The organism is Streptococcus sp. oral taxon 071 str. 73H25AP (genome assembly GCF_000146755.1).
Taxonomy (GTDB): Bacteria; Bacillota; Bacilli; order Lactobacillales; family Streptococcaceae; genus Streptococcus; species Streptococcus oralis_T.
Window position 1 is genome coordinate 608,394 of sequence record NZ_GL397254.1, and the last position, 19,375, is coordinate 627,768.

General features: G+C 41.9%; 18 protein-coding genes. 13 read left to right on the top strand and 5 right to left on the bottom strand.

Translation table 11 applies throughout. The features are described 5' to 3' along the window. A partial coding sequence (locus tag HMPREF9189_RS05285) for a Cna B-type domain-containing protein (RefSeq protein WP_000430251.1) occupies positions 1-2,304 on the top strand: 2,304 nt, incomplete at its 5' end. An 86-nt stretch (positions 2,305-2,390) separates the two neighbouring features. On the opposite strand, the gene HMPREF9189_RS05290 is transcribed toward HMPREF9189_RS05285, so the two are convergent. Continuing rightward, positions 2,391-2,927, bottom strand: a complete 537-nt coding sequence (locus HMPREF9189_RS05290; RefSeq protein WP_000750779.1) for a biotin transporter BioY — start codon at positions 2,925-2,927, stop codon at positions 2,391-2,393. 143 nt (positions 2,928-3,070) lie between these two features. Next, on the bottom strand, positions 3,071-4,417 hold the full coding sequence (gene gor, locus HMPREF9189_RS05295; RefSeq protein ID WP_001209546.1) for a glutathione-disulfide reductase: 1,347 nt from the start codon (positions 4,415-4,417) through the stop codon (positions 3,071-3,073). Between the two features lie 267 nt (positions 4,418-4,684). Between gor and HMPREF9189_RS05300 the strand changes: the two genes are divergently transcribed. The 4 genes from HMPREF9189_RS05300 (at position 4,685) to metG (ending at position 9,948) form a co-directional block, all read left to right on the top strand. Beyond that, a complete protein-coding gene (locus HMPREF9189_RS05300; RefSeq protein WP_000827882.1) occupies positions 4,685-5,869 on the top strand; it encodes an efflux RND transporter periplasmic adaptor subunit in 1,185 nt (394 codons plus the stop codon). Next, positions 5,853-6,554, top strand: a complete 702-nt coding sequence (locus tag HMPREF9189_RS05305) for an ABC transporter ATP-binding protein (protein ID WP_000733795.1) — start codon at positions 5,853-5,855, stop codon at positions 6,552-6,554. The genes HMPREF9189_RS05300 and HMPREF9189_RS05305 overlap by 17 nt, the downstream gene beginning before the upstream one ends. Position 6,555: 1 nt before the next feature. Continuing rightward, positions 6,556-7,815 carry an ABC transporter permease gene (locus tag HMPREF9189_RS05310; RefSeq protein WP_001180393.1) on the top strand — a complete coding sequence of 420 codons (1,260 nt, stop codon included), beginning with the start codon at positions 6,556-6,558 and terminating at the stop codon, positions 7,813-7,815. A 135-nt stretch (positions 7,816-7,950) separates the two neighbouring features. Continuing rightward, complete coding sequence (gene metG, locus HMPREF9189_RS05315) at positions 7,951-9,948, top strand: methionine--tRNA ligase (RefSeq protein ID WP_001291347.1); 1,998 nt, start codon at positions 7,951-7,953, stop codon at positions 9,946-9,948. A gap of 16 nt (positions 9,949-9,964) precedes the next feature. On the opposite strand, the gene HMPREF9189_RS05320 is transcribed toward metG, so the two are convergent. The 3 genes from HMPREF9189_RS05320 to coaA all read right to left on the bottom strand — a co-directional run bounded on the left by HMPREF9189_RS05320 (position 9,965) and on the right by coaA (position 11,775). Then, complete coding sequence (locus tag HMPREF9189_RS05320) at positions 9,965-10,498, bottom strand: DNA topology modulation protein (RefSeq protein ID WP_000684219.1); 534 nt, start codon at positions 10,496-10,498, stop codon at positions 9,965-9,967. A gap of 52 nt (positions 10,499-10,550) precedes the next feature. Then, positions 10,551-10,787 carry a 30S ribosomal protein S20 gene (gene rpsT, locus HMPREF9189_RS05325; RefSeq protein ID WP_001274000.1) on the bottom strand — a complete coding sequence of 79 codons (237 nt, stop codon included), beginning with the start codon at positions 10,785-10,787 and terminating at the stop codon, positions 10,551-10,553. 67 nt (positions 10,788-10,854) lie between these two features. Beyond that, the gene (gene coaA / locus HMPREF9189_RS05330) at positions 10,855-11,775 is read right to left on the bottom strand and encodes a type I pantothenate kinase (protein WP_000180475.1); all 921 of its coding nucleotides are present in this window, start codon (positions 11,773-11,775) and stop codon (positions 10,855-10,857) included. 200 nt (positions 11,776-11,975) lie between these two features. On the opposite strand from coaA, the gene HMPREF9189_RS05335 reads away from it, so the two are divergent. The 8 genes from HMPREF9189_RS05335 to HMPREF9189_RS05370 all read left to right on the top strand — a co-directional run bounded on the left by HMPREF9189_RS05335 (position 11,976) and on the right by HMPREF9189_RS05370 (position 19,375). Further along, entirely contained in the window at positions 11,976-12,380 is a 405-nt protein-coding gene (locus tag HMPREF9189_RS05335; protein WP_000698667.1) for a hypothetical protein, read from the top strand. A gap of 202 nt (positions 12,381-12,582) precedes the next feature. Continuing rightward, on the top strand, positions 12,583-13,173 hold the full coding sequence (locus HMPREF9189_RS05340; RefSeq protein WP_009755300.1) for a class I SAM-dependent methyltransferase: 591 nt from the start codon (positions 12,583-12,585) through the stop codon (positions 13,171-13,173). Beyond that, complete coding sequence (locus HMPREF9189_RS05345) at positions 13,170-14,447, top strand: pyrimidine-nucleoside phosphorylase (protein WP_001202929.1); 1,278 nt, start codon at positions 13,170-13,172, stop codon at positions 14,445-14,447. The genes HMPREF9189_RS05340 and HMPREF9189_RS05345 overlap by 4 nt, the downstream gene beginning before the upstream one ends. Before the next feature lie 19 nt (positions 14,448-14,466). Beyond that, positions 14,467-15,129, top strand: a complete 663-nt coding sequence (gene deoC, locus HMPREF9189_RS05350) for a deoxyribose-phosphate aldolase (protein ID WP_000773700.1) — start codon at positions 14,467-14,469, stop codon at positions 15,127-15,129. Beyond that, positions 15,116-15,505 carry a cytidine deaminase gene (locus tag HMPREF9189_RS05355; protein ID WP_000246112.1) on the top strand — a complete coding sequence of 130 codons (390 nt, stop codon included), beginning with the start codon at positions 15,116-15,118 and terminating at the stop codon, positions 15,503-15,505. Before deoC ends, HMPREF9189_RS05355 begins: the two co-directional genes overlap by 14 nt. 90 nt (positions 15,506-15,595) lie before the next feature. After that, positions 15,596-16,651, top strand: coding sequence for a BMP family protein (locus tag HMPREF9189_RS05360; RefSeq protein WP_001036149.1), 1,056 nt, complete (start codon positions 15,596-15,598; stop codon positions 16,649-16,651). A gap of 137 nt (positions 16,652-16,788) precedes the next feature. After that, on the top strand, positions 16,789-18,324 hold the full coding sequence (locus tag HMPREF9189_RS05365; protein ID WP_000929825.1) for an ABC transporter ATP-binding protein: 1,536 nt from the start codon (positions 16,789-16,791) through the stop codon (positions 18,322-18,324). Next, the gene (locus tag HMPREF9189_RS05370; protein WP_000038646.1) at positions 18,317-19,375 is read left to right on the top strand and encodes an ABC transporter permease; all 1,059 of its coding nucleotides are present in this window, start codon (positions 18,317-18,319) and stop codon (positions 19,373-19,375) included. Before HMPREF9189_RS05365 ends, HMPREF9189_RS05370 begins: the two co-directional genes overlap by 8 nt.

Genomic DNA, 19,375 nt, shown 5'->3' on the forward strand with positions numbered 1-19,375 from the left:
GGAGCTACAACTGTAACTCTTGGAGCTAAGAAAGTTCTTGAAGGAAAAGCTCTTGAAGCAGGTAAATACAGCTTTGTCTTGAAGAAAGAAGACGGTAGTGTTGTCGAAACAGTAACAAACGCTGCAGACGGAAGTGTTACTTTCGCACCAATCTCATATGATGAGAGCCAAGTAGGAACTCACAAGTACACAATCTCAGAAGTTGAGGGCGATGAAACAGGTATCACTTACGATAAGACAGTTCAAGAAGTTGAAGTAACAGTTGAAAAAGTAAGTGCAACTGAATTGAAAGCAACAGCTTCGAAAGAAGCGAAAGATCTTGTATTTAAGAACATTTACACACCAGCAGGAGCTACAACTGTAACTCTTGGAGCTAAGAAAGTTCTTGAAGGAAAAGCTCTTGAAGCAGGTAAATACAGCTTTGTCTTGAAGAAAGAAGACGGTAGTGTTGTCGAAACAGTAACAAACGCTGCAGACGGAAGTGTTACTTTCGCACCAATCTCATATGATGAGAGCCAAGTGGGAACTCACAAGTACACTATCTCAGAAGTTGCTGGATCTGAAGCAGGAATCACTTACGATAAGACAGTTCAAGAAGTTGAAGTAACAGTTGAAAAAGTAAGTGCAACTGAATTGAAAGCAACTGCCTCAAAAGAAGCAAAAGATCTAGTCTTCACAAACAAATACACTCCAGCGAAAACTTCAGTTTCTGTGAAGAAAGCATGGGATGATAAGGACAACCAAGATGGTAAACGTCCAGCGTCTGTCACAGTTAAATTGCTTGCAGACGGTCAAGATACAGGTAAGACACTTGAGCTCAATGCCGAAAACGGTTGGGCTGGAAGCTTCACAGACCTTGATGCTGATAAAGGTGGCACACCTATCCAGTACACAGTAGTAGAAGTAACTGTTCCTGGTTACACTTCTAAGGTTACTGGTGACGCTGCATCAGGATTCACTATCACAAATAGCTATTCTCCAGAAACAGTTGATGTAAAAGCAACTAAGAACTGGGATGACGCGAACAACCAAGACGGCAAACGTCCAACCAAGATTACAATCAATCTTTTAGCAGACGGTCAGAAAGTTAATTCGAAAGAAGTTCAAGCAGCCACAGATGGAACTTGGACTGTCGAATTCACGAAATTAGCAAAATATAAAGATGGTAAAGCAATCAAATACACTGTAACAGAAGAAGCCGTAGCAGAATACGAATCAACTATTACAGACTTTACCATCACAAACAAATATGCTCCTAAAGCAATCGACTACAAAGTAACAAAAGTATGGAACGACGCGAACAACCAAGACGGCAAACGTCCTGAGTCCGTAACCGTTCAACTTTATAAAAAAGTAGGAAATGCGGATCCAGTAGCCGTTGAAGGTAAGAAATTGACCTTGACAGCTAAGGATAAGACTGACGCTAACACTTGGGTAGCATCCTTCACAAATCTTCCACAGTACGAAGCTGGTAAAGAGATCGCTTACTCAATCAAGGAAGTAGATGTACCAGCTGGTTATGAAGCCTCTGTGACTGGTCAAGTAGTGACTAACACTCACAATCCAGATACAGTTATCCTTTCAGGAACTAAGGTGTGGGATGATAACAATAACCAAGATGGTAAACGTACAAGATCTGTGAAAGTTCAAATTCTTAATGGCGAAAAAGTTGTTCAAGAAATTGAAGTTTCAGAAAAAACTGGTTGGAAGTTTGAATCTAAAAAACTTCCTAAGTATGAAAATGGTAAAGAAATCAAGTACAAAGTCAAAGAAGTGGTTGTTGCAGAATACAAATCAGTAGTAACTGACCACGAAGACGGTAAGTACACCATTACCAACAAACATACACCAGAGAAAACAACTGTAAAAGGTAAGAAGATCTGGGATGATGCTAATAACAAAGATGGTATCCGTCCAGACTCAATTACTGTAGCACTTCTTGCCAACGGTAAAGAAACTGGTAAGACTGTAACTGTTACAAAGGCAACTGCTCTATCAGATAACGAGTGGGCCTTCGAATTTACAGGCCTTGATCGTTACGCAAATGGTAAACCAATCGAGTACACGGTCAAAGAGGTTGGCACTATCAAAGGTTACACAGCAAAAGAAGATGGTAGGAACGTTACAAATACGCACACTCCAGAAAAACCAACACCAGGTAAACCAAATGAACCAGGAAAACCAGGACAAAAACCTCAACTTCCTAACACTGGTGAAAAAGCATCTAACGCAACAGTAGTTGCAGGACTTGCTTTGATGGCAGTGACCAGTGGATTGTACTTTGTAAGCCGTAAAAATAAATAATCTCTAGATGAGACTTGATTTTCAGTTAGTTCTTATGAAGTAATTGGAAAGGAAATAGTCCAGAACAATTGTTCTGGACTATTTTTTTATCTTGAGAAATAAGTGACGCTTTTCAATCGTTCGAGTAGGGGACGGCTAATGAAACTAATGGCAATAATCTTACCAAGATCAGGAAGGATAAAGGGAAGGACTCCGACAGCGAGTGCCTTATCGAATGACATACCAGCAAGGAAGTGGAGGCTGAGAATACCTCCGACAAAGACGAGAGAATCACCCAAGAGGTTGGCTAGGAAAATGCGGATATAGCCACTATTCTGATGGATGAGATAAGAGGTAAGACCTGCATAGACAAGGTCAAACCAAAGATAGCCTGAGCTCGGACCGACTAAAACGTGAAATCCTGCACCACCCCCTGCAAAGACAGGTAGACCAATGGCACCCAGCAGGAGATAGAGAGCTACAGATAAAACAGCTTCCCTAGGTCTAAAAACAGTAGCAATCAGACCGATTGCAAAGTTTTGCAAAGTGAAGGGTACAGGACCGATAGGGAGACTGATTTGTGCCAATACGGCGATGAGAGCAGCACCGATAGCAGGAATGGCATAGATATGAGTTTTTTTCAAAACTGTTAACCTCTTTTCAAAATTATAGTAACTATTATACTGATTCAAAAAGAGAAGTCAACCCATTTTTAAAATAAAGGTAACAATTTTGTAACAGCCGATTTTGCAAGTAAAAAGAGACCTCAAGAGGTCTCTTACGATAATTAGCGCATGGTTACAAATTCTTCAGAGGCAGTCGGGTGGATAGCTACTGTAGCATCAAAGTCCGCCTTGGTTGCTCCCATCTTGATGGCGACAGCGAATCCTTGAATCATCTCATCCACTCCGTAACCAAGTCCGTGAAGTCCAACAACTTTTTCGTCAGCACCGGCGGTGATGAGTTTGAAGCGAGATTCTTGACGATGGCTTGTAACAGCAGAGTACATAGATGCAAAGCTTGACTTGTAGACTTTGATGTTATCTTGGCCGTATTCTTTGATAGCTTGATCCTCGGTTAAACCAACCGTTCCGATTGCTGGGTGGGAGAAGACAACAGTAGGGATAGTCGTGTAGTCCATCTTGGCATTTGTTTTTCCATTAAAGAGGCGTTCAGATAGGGTGCGTCCTGCCTTGATGGCTACTGGGGTCAGTTCCTTCTCACCAGTAACGTCTCCAAGGGCGTAGATGCCATCTACAACTGTATTTTGATACTCATCCACTTGGATAAATCCACGTTGGTTGAGTGTAACTCCAGCCTTTTCTAACTCCAGACCATCTACATTTGGACGTCGCCCGGTAGCCCAGATAACTTGGCTGGCAGTATGACTAGAACCGTCTTCGAAATGAATGGTAATACCTTGCTCCGTTTCTTCGAGCTTGACGGGTACCTTATGTGTGTGCAAAGGTAGACCTGTTTTTTCCATTTCATTGACAAGTCCTTCAACGATGTAGCTGTCAAAACCACGCAAGGGACGATCACGACGGACAAACAAATCAGTTTTTACTCCGAGTGCGTGGAGAACACCTGCTAATTCAACGGCGATATAACCAGCTCCAAGAATCGCAACGGAGTCAGGAAGTTGGTCCCAAGCAAAGACATCGTCTGAGCTACCACCAAGTTCAGCTCCAGGGATAGTTGGGATGCTTGGGCGAGCACCAGTCGCAATCACGATATGTTTGGCACGAATCAATTCACCATTAACGCTGACCGTATGAGCATCAACGAAATGAGCACGACCTTCAATCAAATCAACACCGTTGCGCTTGAAACTTCCATCATAAGACGAGCGGGCACGATCGATGTAGGCTTCACGATTTTGACGAAGTTTTGCGAAATCAAATTGAACATCTGAACTTGTAAAACCATAGTCAGGGCCGTAGTGGTGGAAGCTTTCAGCGATTTGCGCTCCATACCACATGATTTTTTTAGGAACACAGCCGACATTAACGCAGGTTCCACCTAATTTTTTATCTTCGATAACAGCAGCTTTAGCACCGTGTTCGCCAGCTCGGTTCATAGTGGCAATGCCGCCGCTTCCTCCACCGATGGCGATGATATCATATTCTCTCATAGAAAACTCCTTATAGCCTTGATAGTCATATTCTATCGTTTTTATTTTTTGAATGCAAAAATCTGCTACGGTAAAAAAATTATAAAAACGCTTGCCAAATTCAAAAAGATATTGTATTATATATCTAGCACAATAATCTAATAAACGAATACCGAACGAAATAATGATCCTGAACTGTCATTGTTTCCATCTGAACTGTCATTGTTTGGTCTCGATATTTCTGATATAATGGTTTTTTGTAAGGCAAAAGAATAAAGGAGCTTAAAAATGAAAAGAAATAAGAAGGCAAAAAAATGGCAATTATACACAGCGATTGGTGTTGCCAGTGCTATTGTTATCGGTGCTGCGGGGATTTTGATTTTTAGACAACCTTCCCAGTCAGCAGTCAAGGAGGGAACCTCTCATATCGTTACTGCTAAGGAAGGTTCTGTTGCTTCATCGGTTCTCTTGTCAGGTACGGTTACAGCAAAAAATGAACAATACGTTTATTTTGATGCTAGTAAGGGAGATTTAGATGAAATTCTCGTTTCAGTCGGGGACAAGGTCGAAGAAGGGCAAGCTTTGGTCAAATACAGCAGTGCAGATGCTCAAGCTGCCTATGATGCAGCCGATCGTGCAGTTGCAAAGGCAGACCGTCATATCGAGGAGTTAAACAAGGCTCGTGAAAATGCATCAGCTGCACCAGCTTCTCCACAGGTTCCAACAGAAGCTGGACTCCCAGAACAAGCGCAAGCAGCGACTTCTTCAGTATCTTCTATTGATTCTCAAATCAGTGATGCCAAGGATAACCGTGCAGATGCCGTAGCCCAGCTCAACAAGGCTCAAGCTCAGCTAGATGCTGCAACTGTCCTCAGTACACTAGAAGGGACTGTAGTTGAAGTTAATCGTAATGTTTCTAAATCGCCAACAGGTAATAGCCAAGTGGTAGCACATGTCGTAAGTAATGAAAACTTGCAGGTCAAAGGGGAGTTGTCTGAATACAACCTTGCCAACCTCTCTGTAGGTCAAGAAGTTACCTTTACTTCTAAAGTTTACCAAGATAAGAGCTGGACAGGTAAAATCAGCTATATTTCTGATTATCCTAAAAACAACGGAGAAGCAGCAAATGCTGCCCTTGGAGGAAATACTGGATCTAAGTACCCTTATACTGTTGATGTGACTAGCGATATCGGTGAGTTGAAACAAGGCTTCTCAGTCAGTGTTGAAGTCAAAAACAAGAGTAAGGCCATCCTTGTTCCTTTAACAAGTATCGTTACCGAAAATGACAAAAACTATGTCTGGCTCGTTGACGACCAGAAAAAAGCGAAGAAGGTAGAAGTTACTTTGGGAAATGCGGACGCAGACAACCAAGAAATTACCTCAGGTTTGACAGACGGTGCCAAGGTCATCAGTAATCCAACATCTTCCTTGGAAGAAGGAAAAGAGGTGAAGGCTGATGAAGAAACTAATTAGTCTAAAAAATATCTGCAGGAGTTATCGAAATGGTGACCAAGAACTGCAGGTCCTAAAAAATATTAACTTAGAAGTTCAAGAAGGTGAGTTTGTCGCTATTATGGGACCGTCTGGTTCTGGTAAGTCTACGTTGATGAATACCATCGGAATGTTGGATACACCAACCAGTGGAGAGTACTACCTTGAAGGGCAAGAAGTTGCAGGTCTTGGAGAGAAACAGCTTGCCAAGGTTCGCAACCAACAAATCGGCTTTGTCTTTCAGCAGTTCTTTCTCTTGTCCAAGCTCAATGCGCTTCAAAATGTTGAATTGCCCTTGATTTACGCTGGAGTTTCAGCTTCAAAACGTCGGAAATTGGCTGAGGAATTTCTGGAAAAGGTTGAGTTAACGGAGCGCAATCATCATTTGCCTTCAGAGTTATCAGGTGGACAAAAGCAACGTGTAGCGATTGCGCGTGCCTTGGTAAATAATCCTTCTATCATCCTAGCTGACGAACCGACAGGAGCCTTAGATACCAAGACAGGAAATCAAATCATGCAACTGTTGGTGGAGTTAAACAAGGAAGGGAAGACCATTATCATGGTCACGCATGAGCCTGAGATTGCTGCCTATGCTAAACGCCAGATTGTCATTCGTGATGGGGTCATCTCATCAGACAGTGCTCAGGTAGTAAAGGAGGAAAACTAAGATGCAGAATCTGAAATTTGCCTTTTCATCCATCATGGCCCACAAGATGCGTTCCTTCCTCACCATGATCGGGATTATCATCGGAGTTTCGTCTGTCGTCGTCATCATGGCTCTGGGAGACTCCATGTCCCGTCAGGTCAATAAAAACATGACCAAATCACAAAAGGATATCCATGTCTTTTTCTCTCCTATCAAAAGCAAGGACGGCTCCTTTACGCAGAAACAATCCGCTTTGACAGTCAGTGGGAAAGAAGAGGATGTTCATGTTGAACCACCAAAACCACTCGAATCTTGGGTCAAGGAGGCTGCTAAACTTAAAGGAGTAGACAGTTACTATGTCACCAACTCGACCAACGTTACCCTATCTTATAAGGATAAGAAGGTTGAACGAGCAACTCTGACAGGCGGAAATAGCACCTACATGAACGCAGTTGAAAATGAAATCGTTGCGGGTAGAAGTCTAAGACCGCAAGACTACAAGGAATTTGCCAGTGTGATTTTGTTGGATGAAGAACTAGCTAAGAGTTTGTTTGATAGTCCAGAAGCCGCGGTTAATCAAATCATCTCTGTCAATGAATTTAGTTACCGTGTGATTGGCGTTTATACTAGCAATGAAGCTAAAACTGCTAAAGCCTTTGGGATCGGTGGTCTTCCAATTACGACCAATATCTCTCTCGCAGCCAATTTTAATACTGATGAAATCTCGAACATCGTCTTTCGTGTCAATGATACTAGTCTAACGCAGACTTTGGGTCCAGAGTTGGCAAGAAGAATGACAGAGATTGCGGGGCTTCAACAAGGGGAGTATCAAGTTGCAGATGCGTCTGCCGCCTTCCAAGAAGTACAACAACTCTTCGGCTTTATAACAACGATAATTAGTGCTATTGCTGGGATTTCTCTCTTTGTCGGTGGTACTGGTGTTATGAATATCATGCTTGTTTCGGTGACAGAGCGTACCCGTGAGATTGGTCTACGCAAAGCACTAGGAGCCACACGTGGTAATATTCTAGTTCAGTTCTTGATTGAATCCATGATTTTGACCTTGTTGGGTGGAGTCATCGGTCTTGGAATTGCTGCTGGAATGACCATGTTAGCCGGAGTGCTGCTTCAAAACATGATTGCAGGTATCGAAGTTGGGGTTTCCCTCCCAATTGCTCTCTTTAGCTTGGCTGTATCAGCCAGCGTTGGTATGATATTTGGTGTCTTACCAGCCAATAAAGCCTCTAAGCTTGATCCGATTGAAGCCCTTCGTTATGAATAAGATATAGAGCAGAAAAAACAAGATGGACATTTGTCTGTCTTGTTTTTGTATGGATTTTCCTATCGAAAATCACTAAAAATATGATATAATGAAGTGTTAGAAAAACAGGTTTCATTTGCCTGGAAAGGAAATATTATGTCTGAAAAGAATTTTTATATTACAACACCAATTTACTATCCATCTGGTAAACTTCATATCGGTTCTGCTTACACAACCATCGCTTGTGATGTCCTAGCTCGTTACAAACGCCTCATGGGCTACGATGTCTTTTGTTTGACAGGCCTTGACGAGCATGGTCAAAAAATCCAGCAAAAAGCGGAAGAGGCTGGCATTACACCTCAAGCTTATGTTGATGGGATGGCGGCTGGAGTCAAAGAACTTTGGAAATTATTAGATATCTCATACGATAAATTTATCCGTACAACTGATGACTACCATGAAAAAGTAGTGGCTCAAGTCTTTGAACGTTTACTTGCTCAAGATGATATCTACTTGGGCGAATACTCTGGTTGGTATTCAGTATCAGATGAAGAATTCTTTACAGAAAGCCAGCTTGCAGAAGTTTTCCGTGATGAAGCTGGAATTGTGACGGGCGGTATCGCTCCATCAGGTCACGAAGTGGAGTGGGTTTCAGAAGAGTCTTATTTCCTTCGCCTCAGCAAATACCAAGACCGTTTGGTTGAATTTTTCAAATCTCATCCTGACTTCATCACTCCAGATGGTCGTCTTAATGAAATGTTGCGTAACTTTATTGAGCCAGGTTTGGAAGACTTAGCGGTTTCTCGTACAACCTTTACCTGGGGAGTGCCAGTACCATCTAATCCAAAACACGTTGTCTATGTTTGGATCGATGCCCTTCTCAACTATGCGACTGCTCTTGGTTATGGTCAAGACGATCATACTAACTTTGACAAGTTCTGGAACGGAACAGTCTTCCACATGGTCGGAAAAGATATTCTCCGTTTCCACTCAATCTACTGGCCAATCTTGCTCATGATGCTCGATATCAAGTTGCCAGAACGTTTGATTGCCCACGGTTGGTTTGTCATGAAAGACGGCAAGATGTCTAAGTCTAAAGGGAATGTCGTTTACCCTGAAATGCTAGTAGAACGTTATGGACTGGATCCACTTCGTTACTACCTCATGCGTAGCCTCCCAGTTGGTTCAGACGGAACCTTTACTCCTGAGGACTACGTCGGCCGTATCAACTATGAATTGGCCAATGACCTTGGAAATCTCCTCAACCGTACGGTTTCCATGATTAATAAGTATTTTGATGGAAAAGTTCCAGCCTATGTAGAAGGTGTGACTGAATTTGACAATGCTCTTGCTCAAGTAGCAGAGCAATCTATCTCTGACTACCATACACACATGGAAGCAGTTGACTACCCACGTGCCTTGGAAGCAGTATGGACTCTCATTTCTCGTACCAATAAATACATCGATGAGACTGCTCCATGGGTCTTGGCTAAGGATGAAGCCCTCCGTGACCAATTAGCAAGTGTGATGAGCCACTTGGCAGCTAGCCTTCATATTGTAGCTCACTTGATTGAGCCATTTATGATGGGGACAAGTCAGGCAGTCTTGACTCAGCTTGGTCTCGCAGAAGTTTCTAGCCTTGAGAACTTGAGCTTGGCTGATTTCCCTGCAGGTGTGACTGTAGTTGCCAAAGGAACTCCAATCTTCCCACGTCTGGATATGGAAGAAGAAATCGCCTATATCAAGGAACAAATGGAAGGCAACAAACCTGCGGTTGAAAAAGAATGGAATCCAGATGAAGTCGAACTCAAACTAAACAGGGAAGAAATCAAGTTTGAAGACTTTGACAAGGTTGAAATCCGTGTCGCAGAAATCAAAGAAGTTTCTAAAGTAGAAGGTTCTGATAAGTTGCTTCAATTCCGCTTGGATGCTGGTGATGGTGAAGATCGTCAAATCCTCTCAGGAATTGCAAAATACTATCCAAACGAACAAGAATTGGTCGGCAAGAAAGTTCAAATCGTTGCCAACCTCAAACCACGCAAGATGATGAAAAAATATGTCAGCCAAGGGATGATTCTCTCAGCTGAACATGATGGCAAACTAACCCTTCTCACAGTGGATCCAGCTGTACCAAACGGAAGTATGATTGGGTAATAGCAAAAAACCAACGTTAGGTACGTTGGTTTTTCTTGTTATATGCGAGATTATCTAAGAAGTGGTCTATCTCCTTTTGAGACCTGAGGAGAATTACTTTCTCTGGATAGGTTTCTTGAATCCCCTTGTAGCGTTCCTTAGCGGATTTGCTCCGCCCATCCCAGAGAATCCATCGGATAAAGTCCCAGTCAAAGCGTTCGGGGCAACCTGCAGCCATGCTTTCTCGGACCTTGCCTCGGTATGTGAGATACCGTTTAAAGGCTCGAAAGAGACAAGTCCATGGTGAAAAATTGAGAAAGATGATTTGGTCAGCTTCCAGCATTTTTTCTTCATAGCAACACCAAGAGTAGTTGCCGTCGATGACCCAGTCTGAGTGATTAGTGAGGAAGTTTTTCATCTCGGCTTTCATCCAATCACGATCACTGTCTTGCCAGCCTGGTTGAAATTGGAGGGTGTCCATATGCAGTTTGGGTATGGAGTAGTAGTTAGATAAGTTCTCAGCTAGAGTTGACTTACCAGCTCCAGAATAGCCGATGATTGCGATTTTCATTTTCTACCTTTTCGTAATGGAGGACAAAAAAACAGCCTCTGTGGACTGTTTCTTATTTAGCAAGTTTAGCTGAAAGACGAGCTTTATCGCGGCTTGCTTTGTTTTTATGAATCAAACCTTTAGTTTCTGCTTTGTCGATAGCTGAGCTTGCAGCACGGAAAAGTTCTTCAGAAGGGTTTGCTTCGAAAGCTTTGATAGCAGTACGCATAGCTGATTTTTGAGCTGAGTTTTTTTCGTTTTGTTTAACGTTCAATTCAGCGCGTTTGATAGCTGATTTAATGTTTGCCAATGTTCTTACCTCCATATTTACTAACTATACCATTATATATGAAAACTTAGGTTTTGACAAGGGGAAATTATTTTTTTAGGTAAATTTCATCGATTTCGTGGTTTTTAGTCTTGTGAAGAATGACCTCGGCGCGATTCCTTGTCGGTTCGATATAGTTTTGTAGATTTGTGAGATTAATACTGGTCCAAACCTGGTGTGAAAAGGCTTCAACTTCTCCTATTGGCATTTGCGTAAAACGGTGGTAGTAGCTGTTGGGATCATTTTGGGCAAAGCTGAGCAGTTTTAAGAAACGATCCAGATACCAACTTTCAATGTCCTCGACAGCAGCATCCACATAGATGGAGAAATCAAAGAAATCAGTGATGTAAAGGCGCTCATTTTGAGGGTTTTGAAAGACATTGATGCCTTCAACAATAACAAAGTCCGCAGCTTTGACACGCTGCTTCTCTCCAGGAACGATGTCATACACTTCATGAGAATAGACGGGGATATCGACATCTTGCCCATTCTTTAGGCAATCAAGAAAATTCAGCAAGGTTTCCATATCATAACTTTCAGGAAAACCTTTGCGATTTAATATATCTTGATCCATCAAGGTTTGATTGGGATAGAGAAAGCCATCCGTTGTCACTAACTCTACAGTAGCATCAGTAACTGTACGAGAGAGAAGGATTTGCAGAAGTCGGCTAGTTGTTGATTTCCCGACAGCAACACTACCAGAAACCCCAATGATAAAAGGCTGTGATTTGCTTTCACGTTGGAGGAAAATTCCTTTTGAAAATGCCAAATCATCCTTGGTGCGCTTGTAAATATGGATAAGATGGACAAGGGGAAGATAGACATCCGTTACGTCCTGCAGACTAATCTGGTCATTGAAACTCTTGATGGATTCTAACTCTTCCTCTGTCAAGGGAGGGGTTGTTTTGCGATGCAATGATTGCCAAGTATGGCGGCTGATTTTCTCAAAATGTAAAAATTCGTTGGTCATTTGTTTTCCCCTAGATATTTTGTTTATCATACCATAAAAAGCTAAAAAAATAAAGCGGTTTCTTGATGGTAGTAAGCCAATATCGTATAATAGAGGTAGATGGAGGTTGAATAATTTAATGATGAGATAGGGAATTGTTTCTGAAGAGTTATCAGTTATTAAAAGTGGTTTTTTAGTTCGCAACTTATAGGAGGTATACAATGAAAATCTTGAGATGTTACATATTGGAACTCTGTTTTATTTTAAGTTTTACACTACCTTTTATAAGGGGAGCGAATGCGGATAATGGTAGACGCTTTGTAGAAACCTATTACGGTTTTACCTTCTTAATGGATCATCTCCTTGTAACAGTTGTCTTTATCTGTTCACTCTTGATTGCTTGGTTAGTAAAAAAGCAGTGGACGAAATGGCTTGCTGCTGGTAGTTATCTATTTTTGATTTTGTGGATTGCTACAGAAGGATATCTATTCCGTATGTCACTAGAAGATTTGATGCGACTTTGGACAAGTTTAGAAATCTTGACACAAACTTATCAGCTGGGTTTTTATCTGAACATCATATTGGGAATCCTGTTGATAATAAAGTATTTTAAGGTTAAGAAATAGTAATAAAAATGCGCCTGATTACAGATGATCTGTTTTTTCCTGACTATGATACTTTGTAGTTCCCGATAGATTGTAATGTATTTCTAATAATTGAAAGAGATTGAAGAAAAGTTTTTTTGACTAGGATTCTTCAGTCTTTTTCATTTTATCATCACTTTGTAAACGACTTACAATTCAAGCCAAATTATGGTAAAATAGTTTTATGAGTAAAATGTATTATGCAGAAAATCCTGATGCTGCTCACGACATTCATGAGTTGAGAGTGGAGTTGTTGGGAGAAAACATGACCTTTTTAACAGATGCGGGTGTTTTTAGCAAGAAAATGGTTGACTTTGGGAGTCAGCTTTTATTGAAGTGTCTAGAGGTTAACAAAGGAGAAACGGTCCTTGATGTGGGTTGTGGATATGGGCCTTTGGGCTTGTCCTTGACCAAGGCTTATGGAGTTCAGGCAACCATGGTTGATATCAATAATCGTGCTTTAGACTTGGCTCGACAAAATGCTGAACGAAATAAAGTAGAAGCAACGATTTTCCAATCCAATATCTATGAACAAGTTGAAGGGAAATTTGACCATGTTATTTCTAATCCGCCTATTCGAGCGGGTAAACAAGTTGTTCATGAGATTATCGAAAAGAGCAGAGATTTCTTGAAAGACGGAGGGGATTTAACCATCGTCATTCAGAAAAAGCAAGGTGCTCCGAGCGCCAAAAGCAAGATGGAAGATGTTTTTGGAAATTGTGAAATTATAAAGAAAGACAAGGGATATTATATCCTTAGAAGTGTGAAAGCATGAGGGCAGTTGATTTAATTCAAAAGAAACGAGATGGTCAAGAACTGACTGCAGCTGAAATCAAATGGCTAGTAGAAGGCTATGTAGCTGGAACTGTTCCAGATTATCAGATGTCTGCCTTTGCTATGGCGGTTTATTTCAAAGGAATGACGACACGAGAGATTTCTGACCTGACGATGAATATGGTTAAGACAGGTCAGGAGTTTGACTTGTCAGCTATTGATGGGGTTAAAGTTGACAAACATTCTACTGGTGGTGTAGGTGATAAGGTGACCTTGATTTTAGCTCCCCTTGTTGCTAGCTTTGGTGTGCCCGTGGCAAAAATGAGTGGTCGTGGACTAGGGCATACTGGCGGAACCCTAGATAAGTTGGAAGCAATCAAGGGTTACCAAGTGGAGCGCAGTCAAGAAGATTTCATTCGTCAGGTACAGGACATTGGTGTATCTGTCATTGGGCAGTCAGATCAGCTTGTTAAAGCAGATAAACTTCTCTATGCCCTTCGTGATGTGACGGCGACTGTCGACACGATTCCTTTGATTGCGAGTTCTGTCATGAGCAAGAAAATTGCTGCTGGGGCGGATGCCATTTTGCTAGACGTGACTGTTGGTGAGGGTGCCTTCATGAAAACTGTCGATGAGGCGCGAGAATTGGCTCAAACCATGGTCGATTTGGGTAAGGCCGTTGGTCGAAAGACAGTAGCGGTTATTACCGATATGAGCCAACCCTTGGGACGAGCCATTGGCAATCGTCTCGAAATCCTAGAAGCAATTGAAATACTTCAAGGAAAAGGCAGAGAAGATATTAGTCACTTTATTTGTGAACTAGCTCAGATTATGCTTGGTTTGGCTGATGTTGAGAAAACGATCGAGGAAATCCGTCAACACCTGGAAAATGGCCAAGCGCTGGCTAAGTTTGAAGAAATGGTGGCGGCTCAAGGCGGTGATCTAGAAGATCTCTATCGCCCAGTCAAGGTGACGCATGTAGTTGATATCCCGGCTCAAGATACAGGTGTCATTTCAGCTCTTCCTGCAATGGAATTTGGGCTCTATGCCATGAGACTAGGAGCCGGTCGTGCAGTCAAGACTGATGACTTGGACTATGAAACTGGAATCGTTTTTGAGAAGAAGGTCGGTGACTCCGTTCAAAAGGGAGAAATTGTCGCAAAAGTTTATACAAATGGAAAAATTTCCCCTCAACTAGTTACAGAATTTCAAAAATATGTTAAAATAAATGATGGAGTGAAACGTTTGCAGGAAATAATTGAAATCATCTCATGAAAAAGAGAGGAATCCAAATATGAAATTAAACAAATACATTGATCATACGCTTTTAAAACAAGATGCAAGTCAAGAACAAATTGATCGTTTGCTATCTGAAGCACGTGAGTATGACTTTGCCAGTGTTTGTGTTAATCCCACATGGGTTAAACATGCGAAAACAGGACTTGAAGGCTCAGATGTAAAGGTTTGTACAGTAGTTGGTTTCCCTTTGGGAGCAACAACTTCTGCTGTGAAAGCTTTTGAAACAAAAGAAGCTGTTCAAAACGGTGCAGATGAGATTGATATGGTTATCAATGTTGGTGCTCTCAAATCAGGTAATCTTGATTTGGTTGAATCGGACATCCGTGCTGTCGTAGAAGCAAGTGGTGACAAGTTGGTTAAGGTCATTATTGAAGCTTGCTTGTTGACAGATGATGAAAAGGTTGTGGCCTGTCAATTATCCCAGAAAGCAGGCGCTGACTTTGTCAAAACATCAACTGGATTTTCAACTGGCGGTGCCACTATAGAGGATGTTCAGTTAATGCGTAAAACAGTCGGACCAGATATGGGAGTTAAGGCAGCCGGTGGAGCTCGTTCATATGCGGATGCTCTTGCTTTTGTGGAAGCAGGTGCTACCCGTATCGGGACATCTGCTGGCGTTGCGATTTTAAAAGGAGAATTAGCAGATGGCGACTACTGAGTTGATTGAACTAGCAATTGAAACCAGCAAACAAGCCTATGTACCCTATTCTCATTTTCCTATTGGAGCTGTTTTAGTAGCTAAGGACGGTAGTATTTATACGGGTGTGAACATTGAGAATGCTAGCTATTCTTTGACAAACTGTGGAGAGCGTACAGCGATTTTCAAAGCAGTTTCCGAAGGCCAAAGAGAGTTTTCAGAGTTGATTGTCTACGGACAAACTGAAAAACCTATCTCGCCATGTGGTGCTTGCCGCCAAGTGATGGCTGAATTTTTTGAACAAGATCTAAAAGTGACCTTAGTCGCTAAAGATAAATCGACGGTCGAGATGACGGTCGGGGAGTTACTTCCATACTCATTTACAGACTTAAATTAGTCTGGGTCACTCTTGCAGTGGCTGTGGTCTATGTGACCAAATAATCCAAACTTGCAACATCGTTGCACATCTTATTTAGGAGGTTCAGTAATGAACAAGAAACAATGGCTAGGCCTTGGTCTAGTTGCAGTAGCAGCAGTTGGACTTGCTGCATGTGGTAACCGCTCTTCTCGTAACGCAGCTTCATCTTCATCAGAAATGAAGACCAAAGCAGCGATCGTAACAGATACTGGTGGTGTTGATGATAAATCATTTAACCAATCAGCTTGGGAAGGTTTGCAAGACTGGGGTAAAGAACACAATCTTTCAAAAGATAAAGGCTTTACTTATTTCCAATCAACAAGTGAAGCTGACTATGCTAACAACTTGCAACAAGCGGCTGGAAGTTACAACCTGATCTTCGGTGTTGGTTTCGCCCTTAATAATGCAGTTAAAGATGCAGCAAAAGACCACTCTGACTTAAACTATGTCTTGATTGATGATGTGATCAAAGATCAAAAGAATGTTGCGAGCGTAACATTTGCTGATAACGAAGCAGCTTACCTTGCAGGTGTTGCAGCAGCTAAAACAACTAAAACAAAACAAGTTGGTTTTGTAGGTGGTATCGAATCTGAAGTTATTTCACGTTTCGCTGCTGGATTTAAGGCTGGTGTTGAGTCAGTAGACCCATCTATCAAAGTACAAGTTGACTACGCTGGTTCATTTGGTGATGCTGCTAAAGGTAAAACAATTGCAGCAGCTCAATACGCTGCAGGTGCAGACGTTGTCTACCAAGCAGCTGGTGGTACAGGTGCTGGTGTCTTTGCTGAAGCAAAATCTTTGAACGAAAGTAAAAATGAAGACGAAAAAGTTTGGGTTATTGGTGTAGACCGTGACCAAGCAGCAGAAGGTAAATACACTTCTAAAGATGGTAAAGAATCAAACTTTGTTCTTGTATCTACATTGAAACAAGTTGGTACAACTGTAAAAGATATTGCCAACAAAACAGAAAAAGGTGAATTCCCTGGCGGACAAGTTATTGTCTACTCATTGAAGGATAAAGGGGTTGACTTGGCAGTAACAAACCTTTCAGAAGAAGGTAAAAAAGCTGTTGAAGACGCAAAAGCTAAAATCCTTGACGGAAGCGTAAAAGTTCCTGAAAAATAATGGATAAAAGTCATTTCTTAGGAAGCGACCATCGGTCGCTTCTTTAAGAATTGAGACAATTTTTTGTCTCAATAGAACTTGTTAACACGATTAGCAGGTTTTATTGAAACAAAATAAACCTCGGAAAGGAAAAGCATATGGCACACGAAAATGTCATTGAGATGCGGGATATTACCAAGGTGTTTGGTGAATTTGTAGCGAACGACAAGATCAACTTGCAACTGCGAAAAGGTGAAATCCATGCACTTTTAGGAGAAAATGGAGCGGGTAAATCCACTCTGATGAATATGCTGGCAGGACTTCTCGAGCCAACTAGTGGCGAAATTGCGGTGAATGGTCAAGTTGTCAAACTAGATTCACCTTCTAAAGCTGCTAGTCTAGGAATTGGGATGGTTCACCAACATTTTATGTTGGTTGAAGCTTTTACAGTAGCTGAAAATATCATTTTGGGGAGTGAAATCACTAAAAATGGTGTGCTAGATATAGCTGAAGCTACTAAAGAAATCAAGGCTCTTTCTGAACGTTATGGTTTGGCAGTGGATCCTGCTGCCAAGGTGGCAGATATTTCCGTTGGTGCTCAACAACGTGTAGAAATCTTGAAGACACTTTACCGTGGTGCTGATATCCTCATCTTTGACGAACCTACGGCAGTATTGACTCCTTCAGAGATTGATGAGTTGATGGCTATCATGAAAAACCTTGTCAAAGAAGGAAAATCCATTATTTTGATTACCCATAAACTGGATGAGATTCGCGCGGTATCCAATCGAGTGACGGTTATTCGTCGTGGGAAATCAATCCAGACGGTTGAGATTGCAGGGGCAACCAATGCAGACTTGGCAGAGATGATGGTAGGACGCTCTGTCTCCTTCAAAACGGAGAAAAAGGCACCACAACCAAAAGAAGTGGTATTGTCTATCAAAGACTTGGTTGTCAATGAAAACCGCGGTGTACCAGCTGTGAAGAATCTTTCTTTGGATGTTCGTGCTGGTGAAATTGTCGGTATTGCAGGTATTGATGGCAATGGCCAATCTGAACTCATTCAAGCCGTTACAGGTCTTCGTAAGGTTGAGTCTGGTAGTATTGAATTAAAAGGCAAATCAATCGTGGGGATGCACCCTCGACAAATTACGGAACTCAGTGTGGGGCATGTTCCTGAAGACCGCCACCGTGACGGTTTGATTTTGGATATGATGATTTCAGAAAATATCGCCCTTCAAACCTACTATAAAGAACCACTCAGCAAGAATGGTATCTTAAACTATGCGAATATCACTTCACATGCCAAAAAATTAATGGAAGAATTTGACGTCCGTGCGGCGAGCGAATTTGTCCCAGCAGCAGCTCTTTCAGGGGGAAATCAACAAAAAGCGATTATTGCTCGTGAGATTGATCGTGATCCTGATCTCCTTATCGTCAGCCAACCAACTCGTGGTTTGGATGTCGGTGCCATTGAATATATCCACAAACGCTTGATTGAAGAACGTGATAACGGAAAAGCTGTGCTTGTTGTCAGCTTTGAATTGGATGAGATTTTAAATGTTTCAGACCGAATTGCTGTTATTCATGATGGGAAGATTCAAGGTATTGTGTCGCCAGAAACGACTAACAAACAAGAACTTGGTATCTTGATGGCAGGTGGAAACTTGGGAAAGGAGAAGGATGATGTCTAAAAAGTTACAACAAATTTCGGTTCCCTTGATTTCCGTATTCTTAGGAATCTTGCTCGGAGCCATTGTCATGTGGATTTTCGGCTACGATGCTATCTGGGGTTATGAGGAGTTGTTCTATACAGCTTTTGGTAGTCTCCGTGGGATTGGTGAAATTTTCCGTGCCATGGGTCCTCTTATCTTGATTGGTCTGGGATTTGCAGTTGCTAGTCGTGCAGGTTTCTTTAACGTTGGGCTTCCTGGTCAGGCACTAGCGGGTTGGATTCTTAGTGGTTGGTTTGCTTTGTCGCATCCGGACATGCCACGCCCAATGTTGATTTTAGCGACCGTAGTAATTGCTTTGATTGCAGGTGGGATTGTAGGTGCTATTCCAGGTGTTCTCAGAGCCTATTTAGGTACATCAGAGGTTATCGTAACCATTATGATGAACTATATTGTTTTGTACGTAGGGAATGCCTTTATTCATTCTTTCCCGAAAGACTTTATGCAAAGTACAGACTCAACGATTCGTGTGAGTGCCAATGCCACTTATCAAACACCATGGTTATCTGAGTTAACTGGCAATTCTCGTATGAATATCGGAATCTTTTTTGCCATCATTGCTGTTGGTGTGATTTGGTTCTTGCTCAAGAAAACGACTCTCGGTTTTGAAATTCGTGCAGTTGGTCTCAATCCCCATGCCTCAGAGTACGCTGGTATTTCAGCAAAACGTACAATCATCCTATCAATGATTATCTCTGGTGCCTTGGCTGGTCTTGGTGGAGCTGTCGAAGGTCTTGGAACCTTCCAAAACGTTTACGTTCAGGGATCATCACTGGCTATCGGATTTAACGGGATGGCAGTTAGTTTGCTTGCTGGAAATTCACCAATTGGAATTCTCTTTGCAGCCTTCTTATTTGGAGTTTTGCAAGTAGGAGCACCAGGTATGAACGCAGCGCAAGTTCCGTCTGAGCTTGTTAGTATTGTAACAGCGTCCATTATCTTCTTTGTCAGCGTTCACTACATTATCGAACGCTTTGTCAAACCTAAAAAACAAGTTAAAGGAGGTAAGTAA

Coding starts and splice junctions, on each gene's coding strand:
- HMPREF9189_RS05365 (WP_000929825.1), top strand. CDS start 16,789: ATGGCACACGAAAATGTCATTGAGATGCGGGATATTACCAAGGTGTTT.
- metG (WP_001291347.1), top strand. CDS start 7,951: ATGTCTGAAAAGAATTTTTATATTACAACACCAATTTACTATCCATCT.
- HMPREF9189_RS05340 (WP_009755300.1), top strand. CDS start 12,583: ATGAGTAAAATGTATTATGCAGAAAATCCTGATGCTGCTCACGACATT.
- coaA (WP_000180475.1), bottom strand. CDS start 11,775: ATGACCAACGAATTTTTACATTTTGAGAAAATCAGCCGCCATACTTGG.
- HMPREF9189_RS05320 (WP_000684219.1), bottom strand. CDS start 10,498: ATGAAAATCGCAATCATCGGCTATTCTGGAGCTGGTAAGTCAACTCTA.
- HMPREF9189_RS05310 (WP_001180393.1), top strand. CDS start 6,556: ATGCAGAATCTGAAATTTGCCTTTTCATCCATCATGGCCCACAAGATG.
- HMPREF9189_RS05335 (WP_000698667.1), top strand. CDS start 11,976: ATGAAAATCTTGAGATGTTACATATTGGAACTCTGTTTTATTTTAAGT.
- deoC (WP_000773700.1), top strand. CDS start 14,467: ATGAAATTAAACAAATACATTGATCATACGCTTTTAAAACAAGATGCA.
- HMPREF9189_RS05355 (WP_000246112.1), top strand. CDS start 15,116: ATGGCGACTACTGAGTTGATTGAACTAGCAATTGAAACCAGCAAACAA.
- HMPREF9189_RS05305 (WP_000733795.1), top strand. CDS start 5,853: ATGAAGAAACTAATTAGTCTAAAAAATATCTGCAGGAGTTATCGAAAT.
- HMPREF9189_RS05300 (WP_000827882.1), top strand. CDS start 4,685: ATGAAAAGAAATAAGAAGGCAAAAAAATGGCAATTATACACAGCGATT.
- HMPREF9189_RS05360 (WP_001036149.1), top strand. CDS start 15,596: ATGAACAAGAAACAATGGCTAGGCCTTGGTCTAGTTGCAGTAGCAGCA.
- HMPREF9189_RS05345 (WP_001202929.1), top strand. CDS start 13,170: ATGAGGGCAGTTGATTTAATTCAAAAGAAACGAGATGGTCAAGAACTG.
- gor (WP_001209546.1), bottom strand. CDS start 4,417: ATGAGAGAATATGATATCATCGCCATCGGTGGAGGAAGCGGCGGCATT.
- HMPREF9189_RS05370 (WP_000038646.1), top strand. CDS start 18,317: ATGTCTAAAAAGTTACAACAAATTTCGGTTCCCTTGATTTCCGTATTC.